This is a genomic window from Vibrio sp. KUL78 (assembly GCF_059725505.1).
The window spans coordinates 1357433-1377505 of the sequence record NZ_AP045838.1 but is presented as its reverse complement, the minus strand read 5'-3'; the positions used below and the strand labels follow the sequence as shown (position 1 = coordinate 1377505).

The 20073-nt window shown below is 48.9% G+C and carries 9 protein-coding genes and 1 pseudogene; 4 read left to right on the top strand and 6 right to left on the bottom strand.

The annotated features are described in order from the left end of the window. Positions 1 to 472: 472 nt before the first annotated feature. The gene (locus AC6I8Y_RS22690; protein WP_498021804.1) at positions 473 to 8767 is read left to right on the top strand and encodes a Calx-beta domain-containing protein; all 8295 of its coding nucleotides are present in this window, start codon (positions 473 to 475) and stop codon (positions 8765 to 8767) included. A gap of 86 nt (positions 8768 to 8853) precedes the next feature. Here AC6I8Y_RS22690 and AC6I8Y_RS22685 read toward each other — a convergent pair. The 5 genes and pseudogenes from AC6I8Y_RS22685 to AC6I8Y_RS22665 all read right to left on the bottom strand — a co-directional run bounded on the left by AC6I8Y_RS22685 (position 8854) and on the right by AC6I8Y_RS22665 (position 16354). After that, a pseudogene (locus AC6I8Y_RS22685) lies at positions 8854 to 9841 on the bottom strand (2-hydroxyacid dehydrogenase). A 354-nt stretch (positions 9842 to 10195) separates the two neighbouring features. Further along, positions 10196 to 12310, bottom strand: coding sequence for a type I secretion system permease/ATPase (locus AC6I8Y_RS22680; protein WP_498021803.1), 2115 nt, complete (start codon positions 12308 to 12310; stop codon positions 10196 to 10198). A 14-nt stretch (positions 12311 to 12324) separates the two neighbouring features. Next, positions 12325 to 14235, bottom strand: coding sequence for a bifunctional diguanylate cyclase/phosphodiesterase (locus AC6I8Y_RS22675; protein ID WP_394149706.1), 1911 nt, complete (start codon positions 14233 to 14235; stop codon positions 12325 to 12327). A 6-nt stretch (positions 14236 to 14241) separates the two neighbouring features. Beyond that, on the bottom strand, positions 14242 to 14898 hold the full coding sequence (locus tag AC6I8Y_RS22670; RefSeq protein ID WP_498023097.1) for a transglutaminase-like cysteine peptidase: 657 nt from the start codon (positions 14896 to 14898) through the stop codon (positions 14242 to 14244). Positions 14899 to 14962: 64 nt separating this feature from the next. Continuing rightward, positions 14963 to 16354 (bottom strand): HlyD family type I secretion periplasmic adaptor subunit, encoded by a 1392-nt coding sequence (locus AC6I8Y_RS22665; RefSeq protein ID WP_252015937.1) that lies wholly within the window; start codon positions 16352 to 16354, stop codon positions 14963 to 14965. Between the two features lie 357 nt (positions 16355 to 16711). Between AC6I8Y_RS22665 and pdxH the strand changes: the two genes are divergently transcribed. Together pdxH and AC6I8Y_RS22655 are read left to right on the top strand one after the other, a co-directional pair. Then, positions 16712 to 17350: a pyridoxamine 5'-phosphate oxidase gene (gene pdxH, locus AC6I8Y_RS22660; protein ID WP_042475029.1), complete on the top strand. Its 639-nt coding sequence runs from the start codon at positions 16712 to 16714 to the stop codon at positions 17348 to 17350. Between the two features lie 317 nt (positions 17351 to 17667). After that, entirely contained in the window at positions 17668 to 18483 is an 816-nt protein-coding gene (locus AC6I8Y_RS22655) for a helix-turn-helix domain-containing protein (RefSeq protein ID WP_498021802.1), read from the top strand. Positions 18484 to 18499: 16 nt separating this feature from the next. Here AC6I8Y_RS22655 and AC6I8Y_RS22650 read toward each other — a convergent pair whose 3' ends face one another. Further along, complete coding sequence (locus AC6I8Y_RS22650; protein WP_498021801.1) at positions 18500 to 19213, bottom strand: UTRA domain-containing protein; 714 nt, start codon at positions 19211 to 19213, stop codon at positions 18500 to 18502. A 212-nt stretch (positions 19214 to 19425) separates the two neighbouring features. On the opposite strand from AC6I8Y_RS22650, the gene AC6I8Y_RS22645 reads away from it, so the two are divergent. Further along, positions 19426 to 19851: a septal ring lytic transglycosylase RlpA family protein gene (locus tag AC6I8Y_RS22645; RefSeq protein ID WP_498021800.1), complete on the top strand. Its 426-nt coding sequence runs from the start codon at positions 19426 to 19428 to the stop codon at positions 19849 to 19851. Positions 19852 to 20073 lie beyond the last annotated feature (222 nt).

The window sequence follows — 20073 nt, the reverse complement described above, 5'->3', positions numbered from 1 at the left end:
CGTTCAATTCCTTTTCTAAAATACGATTCCTAAACCATTAACCAAAGTAGGAGCGCCTCCCATAACGCTGAGCTTGGCGGTAGTATCTGTGCCTCGCTACTGCGGTTAGATTCGTCTAAGGAAGAGCTTACCCCATCACTAACGAACTAGTATGCGCTCTAATGCCTATGTCGTTAAATTGGAATTGAGTAGAATAAATGAAATCTTAATTTTTCCTTTAACTTCAAAGAGTAACAATAAAATAAACAAATATGAGCGGAAATCTACGATTCTCGAATATGAGAGACTTAATTTCTTTTTTTGAGACACATGATTAATTAGCTTGCCAAAACATACTCAATATTCGAGATGTCTGATATTACCTTTATACAACAAATAAAAATTCAACTTTTTCGCAACGCAGTGTTAACGAATGAGCTAGGTAATATTACAGAGCAACCCGGTCGTCACTGGGTGACTCAAGGAGTCGAACATGAGTGGTTTTTCTTTATTTGGTGCAGTGCAGGTTTCAGGTACGTTAGTGGTGGATGCGCAGGGGAGGCTGACAGTCCTTCCAGAGGGACTAGATCCTCGTCCGGGAGATGTCGTAATCGACATTTTAGAGGATGCAGAAGTCGGTGAGGATGTGAACGTCGTCGTTATTGAAGATGATGGCACAGCGAGAACGCTTGAGATAACAGCATTAGATGCAGACGCGATCATCGCACAGATCGAATCTGGACAAGACCCGACGGATGTAGAGGGCCAAGAGACTGCAGCAGGTGAAGAAAATGGCTCGAGTCCGACCACCACTGGGGTAATTGAGCGTGACGGCACTCAAGTCATTGCGTCTACCCAGTTCGACACGACAGGTTTGGAAGCGCAAGGTTTGTCGGCAACACAGTCTTTGACCTTGCTTCAGTTTGCTCGTCAACCTGTTCAAATAGCAGAAGAAGCTATTCCTGCCACGCTAAGCGTGACGGGTGGAGAGCAGGTTAACGAGGGTGAAAGTGCTGAGTTTGTTGTAAGGTTATCTGCCGAATCAGAGAATGAAATAGCTCTTGGGTTGAGTTTGGTAACCGATGAAAACGGTTATACCGCAGAGCCGGAAGATTTGGAATCCATAAGTGCGTTCTATGTTGATAGTAATGGTGAAACGCAATCTATAAGCATCATTGATGGGAAAATGAGTGTTCCAGCGGGTGTGACTGAGCTCATCGTCAGTGTTCAAACTCGACAAGATTCCATCTTTGAAGGGCAAGAGAGCTTTGGTCTTCGAGTCTCAGACGTTGATGGCGTAACGCAGCAAGACGATAGCAGCACACTTGATGAAAATGGTACCCTCTTTGTGACCGGGGATGCAGACATCATTGATGACGGCACTGGCCCTGGCCCCGATCCAGATGATGACCGCCCAGTATTATCCATTTCCGAAGGTGAGCCGGTCAGCGAGGGCTCATCTGCGATGTTTACCGTAAGCCTTTCTGCGGAGACCGAGGCCGACGTGGTCTTAAACCTAGCGACCGTGACTGACGGGAATTACACTGCGGAAGAGGGTGATATAGGTGCTCTAACTGCTACTTACAATTACGGCGACTCTGATATTCCGCTCACCATCACCGATGGCAACGTGACCTTGCCTGCAGGTGTGACTGAGTTTAAAGTCACCGTCGCGACCACACAGGACGACATCTTCGAAGGCCCAGAAACCTTCGGTGTGACCGTTACTGATAGCAACAGCGTGACCACCAACGGCTCAGCAACGGGTGTGGGTACCATTCTCGATGACGGTGCGGGTCCAGATCCCGATCCAGATGATGACCGCCCAGAGCTTTCCATCACGCCAGCTGTATCAGTGGACGAAGGCACAGGTGCCATGTTCACGGTAAACCTCTCTAAAGCGACCGAAGCTGACGTGCTCTTGAACCTCGCTACCGCGACCGATGGGGATTACAGTGCTGAAGAGGGTGATATAGGTGCTCTATCTGCCACATATAGCGATGGCGAGTCTGATATTCCGCTTACCATCACAGACGGCAACGTGACCCTACCTGCCGGTGTGACCGAGTTTAAAGTCACCGTCGCCACCACACAGGACGACATCTTTGAAGGTCCAGAAACCTTCGGTGTGACCGTTACTGATAGCAATAGTGTGACCACCAATGGCTCCGCCACGGGTGTGGGCACCATTCTTGATGATGGCTCAGGTCCTGACCCCGATCCGGACGATGACCGCCCAGTACTTTCTATTACACCAGCGGTGTCCGTTAACGAAGGTACGGGTGCCATGTTCACGGTGAACTTGTCGAAAGCGACAGAAGCGGATGTGGTCTTGAATCTCGCTACCGCAACGGATGGGAATTACACCGCTGAAGATGGCGATATTGGCGCTTTGACTGCCACGTATAACGATGGCGAATCTGATATTCCGCTCACCATCACAGACGGCAACGTGACCCTACCTGCAGGTGTGACCGAGTTTAAAGTCACCGTCGCCACCACACAGGACGACATCTTTGAAGGTCCAGAAACCTTCGGTGTGACCGTTACTGATAGCAATAGTGTGACCACCAATGGCTCCGCCACGGGTGTGGGCACCATTCTTGATGATGGCTCAGGTCCTGACCCCGATCCGGACGATGACCGCCCAGTACTTTCTATTACACCAGCGGTGTCCGTTAACGAAGGTACGGGTGCCATGTTCACGGTGAACTTGTCGAAAGCGACAGAAGCGGATGTGGTCTTGAATCTCGCTACCGCAACGGATGGGAATTACACCGCTGAAGATGGCGATATTGGCGCTTTGACTGCCACGTATAACGATGGCGAGTCTGATATTCCGCTCACCATCACAGACGGCAATGTGACTCTACCAGCCGGTGTGACCGAGTTTAAAGTCACCGTGGCGACCACACAGGACGATATCTTTGAAGGTCCGGAAACCTTCGGTGTAACGGTCACTGACAACAATAACGTGACCACCAACGGCTCAGCAACGGGCGTGGGTACCATTCTCGATGACGGTAGTGGCCCAGATCCCGATCCGGATGATGACCGCCCAGAGCTCTCCATCACGCCAGCAGTCTCTGTGAACGAAGGCACAGGTGCCATGTTCACGGTGAACTTATCTTCAGCGACCGAAGCGGATGTGGTTTTGAACCTCGCTACCGCGACCGATGGTGATTACAGTGCTGAAGAGGGTGATATAGGTGCTCTAACTGCTTCTTACAATGACGGTGAGTCTGATATTCCGCTCACCATCACCGATGGCAACGTGACCCTACCTGCCGGTGTGACCGAATTTAAAGTCACCGTCGCCACAACCCAAGACGACATCTTCGAAGGCCCAGAAACCTTCGGTGTGACCGTTACTGATAGCAACAGCGTGACCACCAACGGCTCAGCAACGGGTGTGGGTACCATTCTCGATGACGGTACGGGTCCAGATCCCGATCCAGACGATGACCGCCCAGAGCTTTCCATCACGCCTGCGGTATCAGTGGACGAAGGCACAGGAGCCATGTTCACGGTAAACCTCTCTAAAGCGACCGAAGCGGATGTGGTCTTGAACCTCGCGACCGCGACCGATGGGGATTACAGTGCGGAAGATGGCGACATAGGTGCTATTACCGCGAGCTACAACGATGGCGAGTCTGATATTCCGCTCACCATCACAGACGGCAACGTGACCCTACCTGCCGGTGTGACCGAATTTAAAGTCACCGTCGCGACGACCCAAGACGACATCTTTGAAGGCCCAGAAACCTTTGGCGTGACTGTCACCGATGAGAACAGCGTGACGACCAACGGTTCAGCGACCGGTGTGGGGACCATCTTGGATGGAGATAAACCAGAGCTATCCATCACGCCAGCAGTGTCTGTGAACGAAGGCACGGGAGCCATGTTCACTGTGAACCTGTCGAAAGAAACCGAAGCGGATGTGGTCTTGAATCTCGCGACCGCGACTGATGGAGATTACAGTGCGGAAGATGGCGACATAGGTGCTATTACCGCGAGCTACAATGATGGTGAGTCGGATATTGCGTTAACCATCACCGATGGCAACGTGACCCTGCCTGCCGGTGTGACCGAGTTTAAAGTTACTGTGGCGACGACCCAAGACGATATCTTCGAAGGGCCAGAAACCTTTGGTGTGACGGTCACCGACAACAATAACGTGACCACTAACGGTTCAGCGACAGGTGTGGGTACTATTCTTGATGATGGCTCAGGTCCTGACCCAGATCCGGATGATGACCGTCCAGAGCTTTCCATCACGCCAGCGGTGTCTGTAAACGAAGGCACGGGTGCCATGTTCACCGTGAACCTGTCTAATGCGACCGAAGCGGACGTGGTCTTGAATCTAGCAACCGCGACCGATGGTAGCTATACCGCTGAGTCTGGAGACATTGGTGCGATCACCGCGAGCTATAACGATGGTGACTCTGATATCGCGTTAACCATCACCGATGGCAACATCACCCTGCCTGCTGGTGTGACTGAGTTTAAAGTCACCGTGGCGACCACACAGGACGACATCTTTGAAGGTCCAGAAACCTTCGGTGTAACGGTCACTGACAACAATAATGTGACCACTAATGGTTCAGCAACGGGCGTGGGTACCATTCTTGATGATGGCAGCGGTCCAGACCCAGATCCAGACGATGACCGTCCAGAGCTGTCCATTACGCCAGCGGTGTCTGTGAACGAAGGTACGGGTGCCATGTTCACGGTGAACCTGTCGAAAGAGACTGAAGCGGATGTGGTCTTGAATCTCGCCACTGCAACCGATGGTAGCTATACCGCTGAGTCTGGAGACATTGGTGCGATCACCGCGAGCTATAACGATGGTGACTCTGATATCGCGTTAACCATCACCGATGGCAACATCACCCTGCCTGCTGGTGTTACGGAGTTTAAAGTCACCGTCGCCACTACCCAAGACGATATTTTCGAAGGACCAGAAACCTTCGGCGTGACGGTCACTGACAACAATAATGTGACCACTAATGGATCAGCAACGGGCGTGGGTACCATTCTTGATGATGGGTCAGGTCCTGACCCAGATCCAGACGATGACCGCCCAGAGCTGTCCATCACGCCAGCGGTGTCAGTGAACGAAGGCACAGGAGCCATGTTCACTGTGAATCTATCGAATGCGACCGAAGCGGATGTGGTCTTGAATCTGGCGACTGCAACGGATGGTGATTACAGTGCGGAAGATGGCGACATTGGCGCGATCACCGCGAGCTACAACGATGGTGAGTCGGATATTGCGTTAACCATCACCGATGGCAACGTGACCCTGCCTGCCGGTGTGACCGAGTTTAAAGTCACCGTCGCGACCACACAGGACGACATCTTCGAAGGGCCAGAAACCTTCGGTGTGACGGTCACTGACAACAATAACGTGACCACTAACGGTTCAGCGACAGGCGTGGGCACCATTCTTGATGATGGCTCAGGTCCTGACCCAGACCCGGATGATGACCGTCCAGAGCTTTCCATCACGCCAGCGGTGTCAGTGAACGAAGGCACAGGAGCCATGTTCACTGTGAATCTATCGAATGCGACCGAAGCGGATGTGGTCTTGAATCTGGCGACTGCAACGGATGGTGATTACAGTGCGGAAGATGGCGACATTGGCGCGATCACCGTGAGCTACAACGATGGTGAGTCGGATATCGCGTTAACCATCACCGATGGCAACATCACCCTGCCAGCCGGTGTGACCGAGTTTAAAGTCACCGTCGCGACCACACAGGACGACATCTTTGAAGGTCCAGAAACCTTCGGTGTAACGGTCACTGACAACAATAATGTGACCACTAATGGTTCAGCAACGGGCGTGGGTACCATTCTTGATGATGGCAGCGGTCCAGACCCAGATCCAGACGATGACCGTCCAGAGCTTTCCATCACGCCAGCGGTGTCTGTGAACGAAGGTACGGGTGCCATGTTCACGGTGAACCTGTCGAAAGAGACTGAAGCGGATGTGGTCTTGAATCTCGCCACTGCAACCGATGGTAGCTATACCGCTGAGTCTGGAGACATTGGTGCGATCACCGCGAGCTATAACGATGGTGACTCTGATATCGCGTTAACCATCACCGATGGCAACATCACCCTGCCTGCTGGTGTGACTGAGTTTAAAGTCACCGTGGCGACCACACAGGACGACATCTTTGAAGGTCCAGAAACCTTCGGTGTGACGGTCACTGACAACAATAACGTGACCACTAACGGTTCAGCGACAGGCGTGGGCACCATTCTTGATGATGGCTCAGGTCCTGACCCAGACCCGGATGATGACCGTCCAGAGCTTTCCATCACGCCAGCGGTGTCAGTGAACGAAGGCACGGGAGCCATGTTCACGGTGAACCTGTCTAATGCGACCGAAGCGGATGTGGTCTTGAATCTGGCGACCGCGACCGATGGTAGCTATACCGCTGAGTCTGGAGACATTGGGGCGATTACCGCGAGCTACAACGATGGTGACTCTGATATCGCGTTAACTATCACCGATGGCAACATCACCCTGCCTGCTGGCGTTACGGAGTTTAAAGTCACCGTCGCGACCACACAGGACGACATCTTCGAAGGGCCAGAAACCTTCGGTGTGACGGTCACTGATAACAATAACGTGACCACTAACGGTTCAGCGACTGGCGTGGGCACCATTCTTGATGATGGGTCAGGTCCTGACCCAGACCCGGATGATGACCGTCCAGAGCTTTCCATCACGCCAGCGGTGTCAGTGAACGAAGGCACGGGAGCCATGTTCACGGTGAACCTGTCTAATGCGACCGAAGCGGATGTGGTCTTGAATCTGGCGACCGCGACCGATGGTAGCTATACCGCTGAGTCTGGAGACATTGGGGCGATTACCGCGAGCTACAACGATGGTGACTCTGATATCGCGTTGACTATCACCGATGGCAACATCACCCTGCCTGCTGGCGTTACGGAGTTTAAAGTCACCGTCGCGACCACACAGGACGACATCTTCGAAGGGCCAGAAACCTTCGGTGTGACGGTCACTGACAACAATAACGTGACCACTAACGGTTCAGCGACAGGCGTGGGCACCATTCTTGATGATGGCTCAGGTCCTGACCCAGACCCGGATGATGACCGCCCAACGTTGTCTATCACTCCTGCTGTGTCTGTCAATGAGGGAACTGCAGCAATGTTCGTCGTAGGTCTATCTGCGCAGACTGAAGCTGATGTTGTATTGAATCTCGCAGCGGTCACTGGCGGCGACTACAGTACCGAGGCTGGAGATATTGGCTCTCTAACCGCGAGCTACAACGATGGACAATCGGACATACCGCTGACTATAACCGACGGCAACATCACTCTGCCTGCTGGCGTGACCGAGTTTAAGATCACTGTACCGACGATTACAGACGGCGTGTTTGAAGATCCTGAGACCTTCGGTGTCGTCGTCACTGACAACGCCAACGTCACCACCAATGGCTCGGCGACGGGGGTAGGTACAATTACAGACATCAATACCCCACCAGAAGTGACGGATTTCGAGCTCTATTCTAGTGATGACAATATTCCGCTCGATTTCTCGGACTTTATTACGGATGTTGAGGATGACCAAGATCCAGATAAAGTCACCATGATTAAAATCGAGAAGGAGCCTGCTTTTGGTCAACTCTACTTTATCAGCGATACGGGAGTCCGATTTGACCTCGACGAAGGGGATATGATCGAGGAAACTTATGACATCTATTACGATGTCGATGTTGCTTTTGATGCCACTATTGATGGCTTTACTGGTGACCTTAGTGAACTGGAGGAACAAGGGGTTATATTGACAGGTGGTACTTACGCGGGTGATGCACCACATGACAACTTAACAGAGGAAATGATTGGTTTCGATGGCTCTGGTGTCTTGAAACAGCGTGGGTACTATACCGAGCGCGCTGATGAAAGTGGTAGTGGTAAAGAGACTGAGTCGCTAGCCAAAGAATATATGTCGGTTAAGTTCCAAAGTGGTCTAGTCAATAAGCTCACTATTGGTGTCGGCGCAATGACTGGCTCATTTAATAACGGTGACTCTCAAATTTTTGTCTACTTATACGCGGACGGCGTGCTGGTTGACCCTGATCCTATCATCATAGATGGACCTGATGACAATTCCTCTAAACAAGCGCTAATTAATGTTGATTCAGATGTAGCCTTTGATGAGTTCCGAATTATCGCTGTAGATGATGTTCAAAATGCAGGTTTTGTGCTCCAAAGTATCGAAATCATTGAAGCTCAAATTGAAGATCAGTTTATGTATAGCGCTGTTGATTCCGATGGTCTCGCGAGTACTGAAACGGCGACTGTTGATGTGAATATTCTATCTACAGGAAACCTAGACCTAACTGACGAGTTAGATTTTGCGGTCCAAGGTGGTAGCGGAGTTACCGTGATACATGGTACAGATGGCGATGATCTTCTCATTGGCGGTGCCGGTGATGATGTGATGACTGGCGGGTTGGGTAATGACACCTTCAAGTGGGCCGAATCTGATCTCGATGGCGGCTACGATATCATCAAAGATTTCTCTCAAGAAAATGGTAATGATGATGTTATTGACCTCTCAGACCTATTTGATGACGACGATACCTTAGCAGATCTACTGGCTTCGGATGTTATTCAGTCAGAAGAGTTGAATGGCAATACGGTAATCAGCATTGATAAAGGTAATGACAAAACAGTCAGCATTGAACTGGAAGGCGTCGTAGGCGTCGACCTTAACACTATTCTCATCATAAATGAGCCATAGAGTGAGGGCCGCAATGTATAAGGGAAGTCTAATCGACTTCCCTTTTGTTAGCTCAATAAGCCTAACCGATCTTAACTCTTCTGACGTTAGTCTATGAAGTTCGTAGAGCGTTTTTGTGCAGTGAAGTCTTCAACATTACCCAGCGTTGTTACTGCGATATTTTCGAGAGCGTCTGTGGTCAGAAACGCTTGGTGTCCTGTGAACAGCACATTGTGACATGCCGATAGGCGACGAAAGACGTCATCGACAATCACATCATTGGATTTATCTTGGAAGAATAGCTCCTTCTCACTTTCGTACACGTCCAAGCCTAGTGCGCCTATACGACCCTGTTTGAGCGCTTCTATTGCAGCAGATGCGTCCAAAAGCTCTCCTCGACTGGTGTTGATAATCATCACGCCATCTTTCATCTTACTGAAAGCAGTAGCATCGAGAAGGTGGTAGTTTTCTGGCTGCATTGGGCAGTGCAGTGAAATCACATCTGATTTGCTGATCAATTCATCGAGCTCGCAGTAGGTTGCGCCGAGTTCTGTAACCGCCTCATTTGGGAATGGATCATAACAAAGCACGTTCATGCCTAGCCCACGAAGGATGCGAATGGTCGCTATGCCTATCTTTCCGGTGCCTATGATACCCGCCGTTCGTCCGTGGAAGTTGAATCCAACCAGGCCTTCTAATGAAAAGTTTGCATCTCTGGTGCGCTGAAACGCTTTATGGAAGCGGCGGTTTAGCGTCATCATCATGCCTACCGCATGCTCGGCAATGGCTTCTGGAGAGTATGCAGGAACACGAGCCACTTGAATGTTTAGTTCTTTCGCAGCTTCTAGGTCGACGTTGTTAAACCCAGCGCATGGCAATCATCTTAATACCACGATGAGCGAGCTGCTCTAGCACTGGCCTCGATAAATCATCATTCACAAAAGCGCAGACAACGTCATGCCCTTTTGCCATTTTGGCTGTTTTCTCATTGAGTCCAAAGCTATAGAACTGATAGTGCAATGGTCTTGACCCTTTCGCGCTTTCAAAAGCCACTTCGTCGTAAGATTTGGCGCTAAAAAATACAATACTGGTCATTATTATTCCTCACTCTTGGGCTAACGATAGTGTAGTTGAGCGTGTCTGTTAGCAAAGTATCACACCCTTAATACGTAGATAAACCTAGCACCTGTGTGGGTATATAACGCGAAGTGATGAGATTCAGAAGAGTAAGATTCTATGTGTCGTCAAATGGCAGTTTTTAGTGAAAGTGATTGGTTATTATGTACTTACACATTGAGACACCAGCATCATTGAAAGAGAGTAAAGTGTGTGGGTATTTGGCGTTCGTGCTCGAGTCTTTTTCTAGTCTATTTGTTAACAAAGAAAAAAGTAGTTAAGAACGAAAAAGCCCGCTCGATGGTAAACCATGAGCGGGCTTTTTTGAGGGGCTTAGCTTGCTGCTCTTACTTTGCCCTCTCTCAAGTCGTTAAGTACCCGAGCTTTTGGACCATCAGCGATGATTGTCCCTTTCTCCATTACGATGACTCTGTCTACGACCTCAAGCATGGAGGTTTTGTGAGTGATTAAGACCAGTGTCTCTGATTCTTTGAGCTGCTTGAGCTGCGTTTTAATGTGCAGCTCTGAACGGTTATCCATCGAGCTGGTGGGCTCGTCCATTATCAGAATAGGAGGGCGAGCCAAGAAAGCACGAGCAATGGCTACAGCTTGGCGTTGACCGCCAGAGAGAAGCAAGCCACCCTCACCAACTTGTCTCTCTAAACCGGCAGGATCTTGCTGGGTAAATACCGTTACACCGGCTCGGTTTGCCGCATCCATCACGTCTCGGTCATCGACGAGTGGTCGGCCGAGCGTTATGTTGTCGCGAATGGAACCGTAGAACAGGGCGCAATCTTGTGGAACACAGCCTATGTTGCGTCTTACGTCTACGTGATGAAGCTGAGCGATGTCTGTCTCATCAATACGCACATGACCCTCTGTGGGCTGGTACAAGCCCATAATGAGGCGCTCAAGAGTTGTCTTACCTGAGCCGATACGACCGATAATAGCGACCTTTTCACCAGGTTCTATGGTTAGGCTCAAATCTCGAATCGAGGCCATTGGTGAATCTGGATAGTGGAAGGTTACGCGATCAAGTTCAATCTTACCTTGGATTATAGGGCGGTGAATGTAGCGCTTACCTTCCTCTTGCTCGTCCGGCATGGCCATCACTTGCTCGATAATAGTCATCGACGATTTCGCTTGGTTATAGCGGGTTGAAAGCAGTGAAAGCTGCACTAGAGGCCCAATCGCTCGACTACTCAACATGGTTGCGGCGATTAACCCACCCATGGTGAGTTCACCCTCTGCAATTAAGTAGACACCGAGGATAATCATACCGATGTTAGACGATTGCTGAACAAAGCCTGCGGTGTTTTGAATGCCATCGGTAATACGCTTGCTCTTGATATTCCAGTTAGCCATATGGGCCACTGCTTCTTCCCAGCGATATTGATATTGGCTTTGTGCACCAAAGATTTTTACCGTCTCAAGACCTGCCAAACTCTCAATTAAGTTTGCGTATTTTTGCGATGCCAATCGGGAGCCCTCTTCAATGGTCTTTCTCAAAGGACCTTGAATGAGCAGTGAGTAGGTGATGAGTATCACTACGCCAACAATAGGGATGATGACGAGGTTACCCGCCATCAGCCAAATGATGACCAAGAACAAGAGTGCAAAAGGAAGATCGATCAGTGATGCAATGGTCGCTGATGTGAAGAACTCTCGTATTGATTCGAACTCTTGCAAATGGCGCGCAAATGCGCCAACCGATGGCGGTCTGGACTCCATTCGAATCCCCATAACCTTACTGAACAACTTTGACGAAATCAGGATATCGGATTTCTTACCGGCCACGTCGATAAAGTAACTGCGCATCAACTTGAGAACGAGGTCGAAGCCAAACACGACGAAGATACCGGCGGCGAGCACCCAGAGCGTCTCGAAGGCAAGGTTGGGTACCACCTTGTCATACACTAATCGAGTGAACAGCGGCGCAGCAATGGCGAAGATGTTGATTAGCAATGAAGCGATTAATACATCTCGATAAATACGTTTTGATTCCCACAAAGTTCCCCAGAACCAGTGCCCGTCGCGGGTTTTAAGCACCTCTGGAGAGCGTTCGTCATAGCGAAACTGCTTCTTCACCAAGAAGTAGCGACCTGTGTACTGTTCTATCAGATCATCAAGACCAATTGAGATGGGTACCATACCTGACTCGAGCGTGATGACTTCCGCTTCGTTACTCTCTCGGTCAATACTATTGAGTACACACGCATCACCGCCTTTAAGCAGTAAGATGACGGGGAATACGATACTGGGGATATCGCCAATGTCTGCACGATTTTCTTTCGCCACTAAGCCTGCGCGCTCAGCTGAGCGTGGTAGTAAGAACGGAGTAAGCTTGCCAGATGAGAGGGGCAATCCGTTCACCAACGCTTCGGGAGAGTTGGCTAAGCCGTAGTATCGGCTGATGTAGATAAGCGAGTTAAGTAACGGATCCTTCATGGAATCTGCCTCTGTTATTTGTCCACAATGAAGCCTTGGAATACATCCACAAAGTGCTCAGACAAGAAGTCCAGCTGCGTTTGTGTTTCCACTCGCGAGGCGATCGTTTTAATGCCTAAGTTATGGGCAGTTCTAGAGATAGAGGTGAGCGTAAATTTCTGTTTTTCATCATCAAGTTGGTGAGTGTACAGATAATCGAGTTTCACATAGTCAGGCCTAAATTCATTCAAATACTCTAATGATTGGAAGTTTCGACCATAGTTATCAACACCAAACATGGCGCCAGCGCTGCGAACAGCATTACAGAAAAGCGCGGTGTGGTGTGGATTACTGATAAAGCAGGTCTCTGGGATCTCAAAATGCAGTTTCTCACAGATGCTAGGGTGTTTAGCCAATTCTTGTGAGATCCAACGAATAAAGCTTGGTTGAGCAATACTAGTCGGTGTGATGTTGATAGCGATAGCATCTGCCATTTCTTGGCGTTCTAGTTTGCGGATAACCGAAATAATCACGTGCTCGTCAAAGATATGGCTGGCATCAAGTTGCTCTAGTGCTAACAGGTATTGGTTAGCGGTATAGCGCTCGCCATCTTTCTCAATCGCAGAGAAGACTTCGCGGTGATAGGTCTCTCCAAAACTGCTGTTGGCTGACTGGAATCGGAAAGTGACTTCGTCATTATTAATCGCTTCTTCCACCAAGGCACGCCACTGCTGTTTACCCATGATAACGCCAGTATGCTCGCTTGAGATGTAGCCGTAGTCGATCTCTGGGTTAGATTTTGCTTTGGTTAGCGCATTATCCAACACCGACAGCATTTGTGTGGAATTCTTACGCTCTTCATTAAACACCACACCCAGTGATGCTTTTGCTTTACTAAGACCTGTTGGATCGGCGTTGAGGTCTTGAATACAGGTAATAATGCTATTGGCAGCAAATTTTAATTCATTTTCATCGATGTTAGGGAACACGAAACCAAATTCATCCGTCGAGATTCGCGCAATGACGGTATTCGGCAGGTTAATGGTCATTGACAGCAAGTCCGCCAGTTCACGGACTAGACCATCACCCGCCTCGTATCCATCGGATTTGTAGGTGTGTTTAATAAATTCTGCATGGAGAATCGCGACACCGCCCAGTGAAGATTCAGACAGCCACTGGTTGAGTTGCCCCATGAAGAATGCACGGTTACCTAGATGAGAAACAGGATCCATGTAGGCGCGCTCGCGGAGTTTTTGCGCCTCTTTTGCTTGTTGTTTAAAGGACTCTTCGACGTGCGCAGACATGCTGTTGATACCATCAACAACAGCAATCAGATCTTTGGTTTTGGGTCTCAATAGCGGCTCACCAAACTGGCGATTGGCAACCTGTTCCATTTTCTGCACGATGGCGCGCAGAGGGTTAAGAGCGCGGCGCAGAATAAAGGAAATGGAGAGCAGGCCAAGAGCAAAGATACCTAAGAAGGCAGCAGACAACCTCTCGAAAGCAGACCAGAGCTGTGAGTATGCTTCGCCAGGATGACTGATGATTTCAACTTCGGCAAGTTGCAGCCAGCCACTGGTCACAACTCGAGAGTCGTTGATTGGCGAGAATAGGGAAAGGTTGGTAAACCACTCAGGGACATCGCTTGGCTTGATTGGGTAACTACGGACGATTTCCTCATTGGTTTCGAGAAAAACCAAGCGTACCGTTGAGTAGGTACTGCCGTCAAAAAGCGCGTTAATTACCGATTCAACAGCGACACTATCCTGAGATTTCAGATACGGCGCTAAGGCAAGCCCCACCGTGTTGATGGTGTTGTTTACCTCCGAGCGTTGCTGCTGCTCTAGGAAGTTTCTTGTTGTGTTGAATTCGATGATAAACACCGACGTTAACAGCAGCACAAATACTGCTATCATGCCGACCACTAGCTGTCTGTATAGTGTCATAATTATTTACTCGTCGTAATTTACCTTTGGTTTCCGTAACGTTAATGAGCGCTCGCGACTGCGCAAATCATTCCATAATTTAAGTCTCGACGACTTTCCGGCTAACTTGCCTTGGGTAGTTTTCATGGTCCATAGGTTGCGACCATTAAAGCTGTATATCGGTAATAGATCGCCGCGTTTAGACGCGGGCTTTATGTCGCCGATTAGGTTGTCCAAGATCAGCGGTTGAGAACGAGGGGTTTCGTAGTAAGCGAGAACCATGTGGAACTGGTTCAGTTCTATCGCCTTGACGTACACTAGACGGAGTTTTTGATCTGAGATCCCAAGCTCTAGCAGCGAGAAGTATTTAGCGATTGTGAAATCTTCACAGTCGCCTGCATTGCTTCCTAGAAACTCTAACGGCGTTGCCCAGTAGTCCTTTTTTCCCCACAAGCGAATATCGTCGACAAAGTTGAGCTGATTGAAGAACTCGTTTACGCCAATCAATTGTTGCTTCTCAGATTTACCCTGTAAACCAGCCAGCACGGAGCGCCAGGTCTGGACTCGTTTCCCAGCTCTGTCTCCGTAAGTCTTGGTTACCGTGCTAATCCAACGCTGCTCTTGTTTGGTATAGGCGTCACTTGTTCCCGCTAGTGATATTGCTACCGCGGCGGCACAGCCTATTAATGCAAACGTTATTCTGGCGCGCAGACGCTCCGTGCGCTCACTCTTTATCACTCAGTCCCTTTTACTCTCTAAGAGCGTTATTTTGTGCGCTTAGTATCGGTTTAAGCAGGTAATCCAGCACCGTGCGTTTACCGGTAATAATGTCCACCGATGCGGTCATGCCAGGAATAATTGGCAAGGTTTCATCGTGACCAAAATTGGTCTTGTCTGTTCTTACTCGGACGATATAGAAGCTATTACCTTCTTCGTCTTGTGTTGTATCCGCGCTAATGTGTTCAAGCGTTCCGTCCAAGCCGCCGTACTTTGTAAAATCGTAGGCACTGAACTTCACGATAGCGTGTAAATCTGGGCGTAAAAACGCGATGTCTTGTGGGGCAATTTTTGCTTCAACCAGCAGGGTGTCTTCAGTCGGAACAATTTCAACAATATCCATCCCCGGCTGGATTACGCCGCCTACCGTATTGACGTTGAGTGTTTTCACCGTTCCATTTACTGGAGAAACCACGACCGTTCGGTTCACTCTGTCTTCAAGGCCTACCGCTGACTCTGTCATAGAAGAAAGGCGGTCTTGCGCTTCATTGAGTTTTTCTTGCTGCTCTGAGCGGAATTTCTGTGCGATGTCGATACGGCTCAGTTTTGCTTCCTCGATGGCAGAGCGTAGAGCCGGCAATTTAAGCTCCGTTGAAGTAAGTTCTCGTCTTGTGTCGTTGACCTGTCGTTGTAGCTTAAGCAGTTCAACTTTTGGAACGACACCTTCATCGGCTAGAGGCTTAGTGATGTTTAGCTCGTCGCGAGCGAGGTTGTAGCCGTTTCTTAGGTTGCGAACTCGGGCTTGCATCTCAACGAGGTCTTGCTGTTTTTGTCTTACCTGTTGATCAATGACTGATAATTCGTTTCGAAGCTCATTGAGATCCTGTCGGTATTCCGCTCTTTGGCGAGAAACCAAGCTCTTATTGTTTTCTTCGAACGTAGGAGGGTAGGCAAGCTTAGTGGTATCGAGAGTGACAGATTGTCGCCAGTCACTTCCTGATTTTGATTCATCTATAATCACACTGGTTAGCGAAGCGGAGAGTTGCAAAACGCTTGCCGTTAGATTGAGTACTTGCTGTTCGCGCTCACGAAAGTCTGAGCGGAATCGCGTATCATCGATAAGTAGCAGTTGCTGTCCTTGGGTAACTATGTCGCCCTCACGGATCAGAATCTCTTTCACCAAGCCACCTTCGAGGTTTTGAATGACCTGAACTTGAGAGGAAGGGATGACTTTGCCTTGGCCAACGGTAACCTTATCGATCTCTGCCCATGCAGCCCAGGCCACGGCACAAACAAAAAATAGCAACATGACCCAGAGCATGATTCTGGCGCTGGTGGGCGTATTGAGCAGCAAAGCAGCGGTTTTGTCGTCGATATAATCCAGTTCGGCGTCCGACACCTTTTTGTATTCTTTCTTGTCCATATTTCATCCGAAATGGTCTGTTTAGGATGCGACTAATGTTTTGATTCTATTACTAACACTGTCTATCTGTAACCTCTTCTTAACGAAAGAGTCGATCCATACTGCATTATTGGGCGTAGTTCAGTAGGTAACCTGCCGCTGAGGGTGACATCCTTTTCATCTATTACCCAAAAGTTTAGCAGTGACGGGGTGAATATAAAGTAATGAATTATCGAAATAATGTCTGGTCAGCGAAAACCCATCACCATTTCATTACAAACTAGGAGATGGATTTCAAAAATCGATGACCAGAAGGGGAATTCGGGTTGTTTTCTGCCACATATCAGCGCAGAATTCACAAAAAAGTGAGGAGTTGTTATGGGAATTGAAGATATTCGCCGCGAATACTCGAAAGGTGGTTTGCGTCGTAAAGACTTAGCGGATGACCCTATTGTCCAATTCAATAAATGGCTAGAGCAGGCAGTGGAAGCCAAGCTGACTGATCCTACCGCAATGACAGTGGCAACCGTTGACGAAAACGGCATGCCTTTTCAACGCATCGTGCTGCTTAAGAACGTTGATGAAAATGGGTTTGTGTTTTATACCAACCTTGGCAGTCGCAAAGCTCAGCAAATAGAGCACAATAACAAAGTGAGCCTGCACTTCCCTTGGCACAACCTAGAGCGTCAGGTGCATATCACTGGCGTGGCTGAGAAGCTGACGGCGATGGAAAACATGAAGTACTTTACCTCTCGTCCGAAAGAGAGCCAATTGGCTGCGATTGCCAGTAAACAAAGTAGCCGTATCTCGGCTCGTGGCGTGCTGGAAGGTAAATTCTTAGAACTTAAGCAGAAGTTTGCAAAAGGTGAGATCCCTGTTCCGACGTTTTGGGGGGGCTACCGTATTCGTCCAGAGTCGATAGAGTTCTGGCAAGGTGGTGAGCACCGCCTGCATGATCGTTTTCTGTTCAGCAAGGACGGAACAGGTCACTGGGAAGCGGAACGTTTAGCGCCGTAACTCATTTTTCTGACTGCACTGCATTTGGAATGCTTTCGCTTTTGAGCAACGAGATTTATCTAAGCTGCGGTTTTCGCAGCTTTTTTTATAACTTCCGGCGAATTTAGTACAAATTACAAGCACCGTAACTTGTCTCAACATGATCATCGTTCCGGAAGCTTGATCAAGTTAGGATCCTTTTTGCATGCTTACTACTTTTGCAAACGCGCAACGTTAAAGTGAGCAAGCACAAGGGCTGGAGCGATTAGTTTTTCCAAATTGGATGTAAATAGGTATACTCCGCGGATCGAAATTCAACTTACATGGCGGTCGGAAACATGGTTAAACGAAACAATGACATCCTTGATCATGCTTCCCCAGCACCTAAAATCATTAAGCCTGCAGAAATCGTACGATTGCCTTCGCATATGGACTCTCACGAGCATCACTATACTCAAGTGGTCATCGGCCTAAAGGGAAAGTCCGAGTTCGAAGTGGGTGGAATCGGCAACCTTGTGGGGCCCGGTCAAGGCTGCGTGGTGACATCAAACCTTGATCATGCTTTCGGTGGTGTGATTGATCAGCCTGATATCCTAGTGTTGAATATGCCATTGCCGAGTGATGACGATCCGGTTCTTCTTCAACGAATCAATGAGTTATCGCAAAGTAAAACCTACTTTCAGCTTGATATTCAGATCCAAAAGCTGATTCAAATGCTGGTGGCAGAGATGAAAAGCAGTCCGGATGATCTGCTGCTTAGCCGTGCATGTAACGATACAGTGGTTGCTCTGCTGCAGCGCCATATCTCGGAGTTAAAAACCTCGCTGCGGGACTCTCGCTTCGACCTTGAACAGATCGATCTTTACATCGAGCAGCATCTTGCTCATAAGATTTCTGTCGCTCAGTTAGCAGGAAGTGTCTTTCTTGGCGAGAGTCAGTTCCATATGCTGTTCAAAGAGCAGTTGGGTATTACCCCTCATCAGTACGTGCTTAATAAGCGTGTCGATGCGGCGAAACGCTACATCGAGCAAGGTCACCTAAACCTAGGGCAGATTGCTGAGCTGACAGGCTTCTCCGGGCAAAGCACCTTTACACATGCCTTTTCGAGGCTGCAAGGTATCTCACCGTCTCAATATCGTAAACGCTTCACCTAGACTTCTAGTACTTTGGTTATTGGGACTCGCTGTCGATGCAAATCATCATGGCATCGGGACGCCAATACTCAAACTCACAATCCATCAACACGCCATCTTGCTTGTAGTTCACACGACAGATCTTGAGCACAGGTTGCCCCTCTGCCAAATTGAGCGCTTTGGCGACATGACTGGGTGCTGATGTAGGAATCACATCGAAGTGTGAGCGCCTTGTCTCGTACCCGTATCTTTCTTGATAGCACTGGGTGAGAGACATAGTTAGGTTCTCATTCAATATATCGGGGAACAGCGAGGCAATCAGACAATTTTCCACAAACAGTACTACGCGCCCATCGATGTAGCGTAGTCGTTCAATCACATGAATCGGTGTAATTGTGTCAACCGATAGTGCCTTTGCATATTCTCCCCTTGCCATCTCACTTCTAACGTTCACTAGCTTGGTTTCCGCGATTCGGTCTTGTTCGCGAATCATTTGATGGAAGTGACTGCGTGATAATGGGTTATAGCGAATACGCTGCGGTGAAACGTACCAGCCACGGCGCTCTTCTCGATAGATCAAGCCTTCGGTTTCAAGTGACGTAAGGGCATCTTTAATGGTAATTCGAGTGGTGGAGAAGAGTTCACTCAACTCACGCTCAGAAGGCAGCTTCTGCCCAGCCTGCATGATGTTTCCGGAGATTTGCTCTCGTATGGTGGTTTTGATCTTTGCGAGCTGGGTAAGGGGTTTCATTGTTGTGATCTAGTCCATTAGCGTATAGATGAACAAGATACGACAGCTTGGTAACAGTTTTATGAAGGCTTCAATCTCATCTGGTTTTAATCGTAACCTGCTCACTAATAAGATCTTTCCTAACTATGACGTTGCCAAAACCCAGTTTTTCTCAAAATCAGCAATAATTAAAATTCAATCCGACTAAATTAATAACCTCATATTTAAACAACATGAAAAAACTCAATCTCGCTTTTATCGCTCTGGTTCTCACAGTTCTAGCTGGTTGTTCTTCAACCGCGTCCGTCGATAATGCAAAAACCAGCAGTTATGCCCGTTCTCACGAGCTTGTTGGCCAAGCATCTTGGTATGGAAGTAAATACCATGGCAAACGCACCGCAAGTGGTGAGCGCTATAATATGAGAGCCTATACTGCGGCTCATAAAACGCTTCCGTTTGGCACTATTGTCAGGGTGACGAATACCAATAATGGCAAAAGCGTCGATGTGAAAATTAATGACCGAGGTCCGTTTGTGAAAGGGCGAGTGATTGATCTTTCACGTAAGTCGTTTGAGCAGATTGGGAACATCAATGCTGGTACTTTACCGGTGAAGATTGATGTGATTGATGATAGTAATACGTTTAGGTATAAGCACTAAGTCACCTCTTCCTGATCCAAAATGGCCGTCATCCCACTGGCCGTGCGCCTACGCAGGCAGGGATCTTCTTCAAGCGCCCACCAAGCCTCAAGTAGATTCCTGCCTGCGCAGGAATGACGCGCGTCGGGAGCAAGATCATCTCTCTGGATAGGCGCACGAGCAGAGGAATAAAAAGTAAAGCTATTTCATCTAACCTCAATTCATCGTCATCCCACTGGCCGT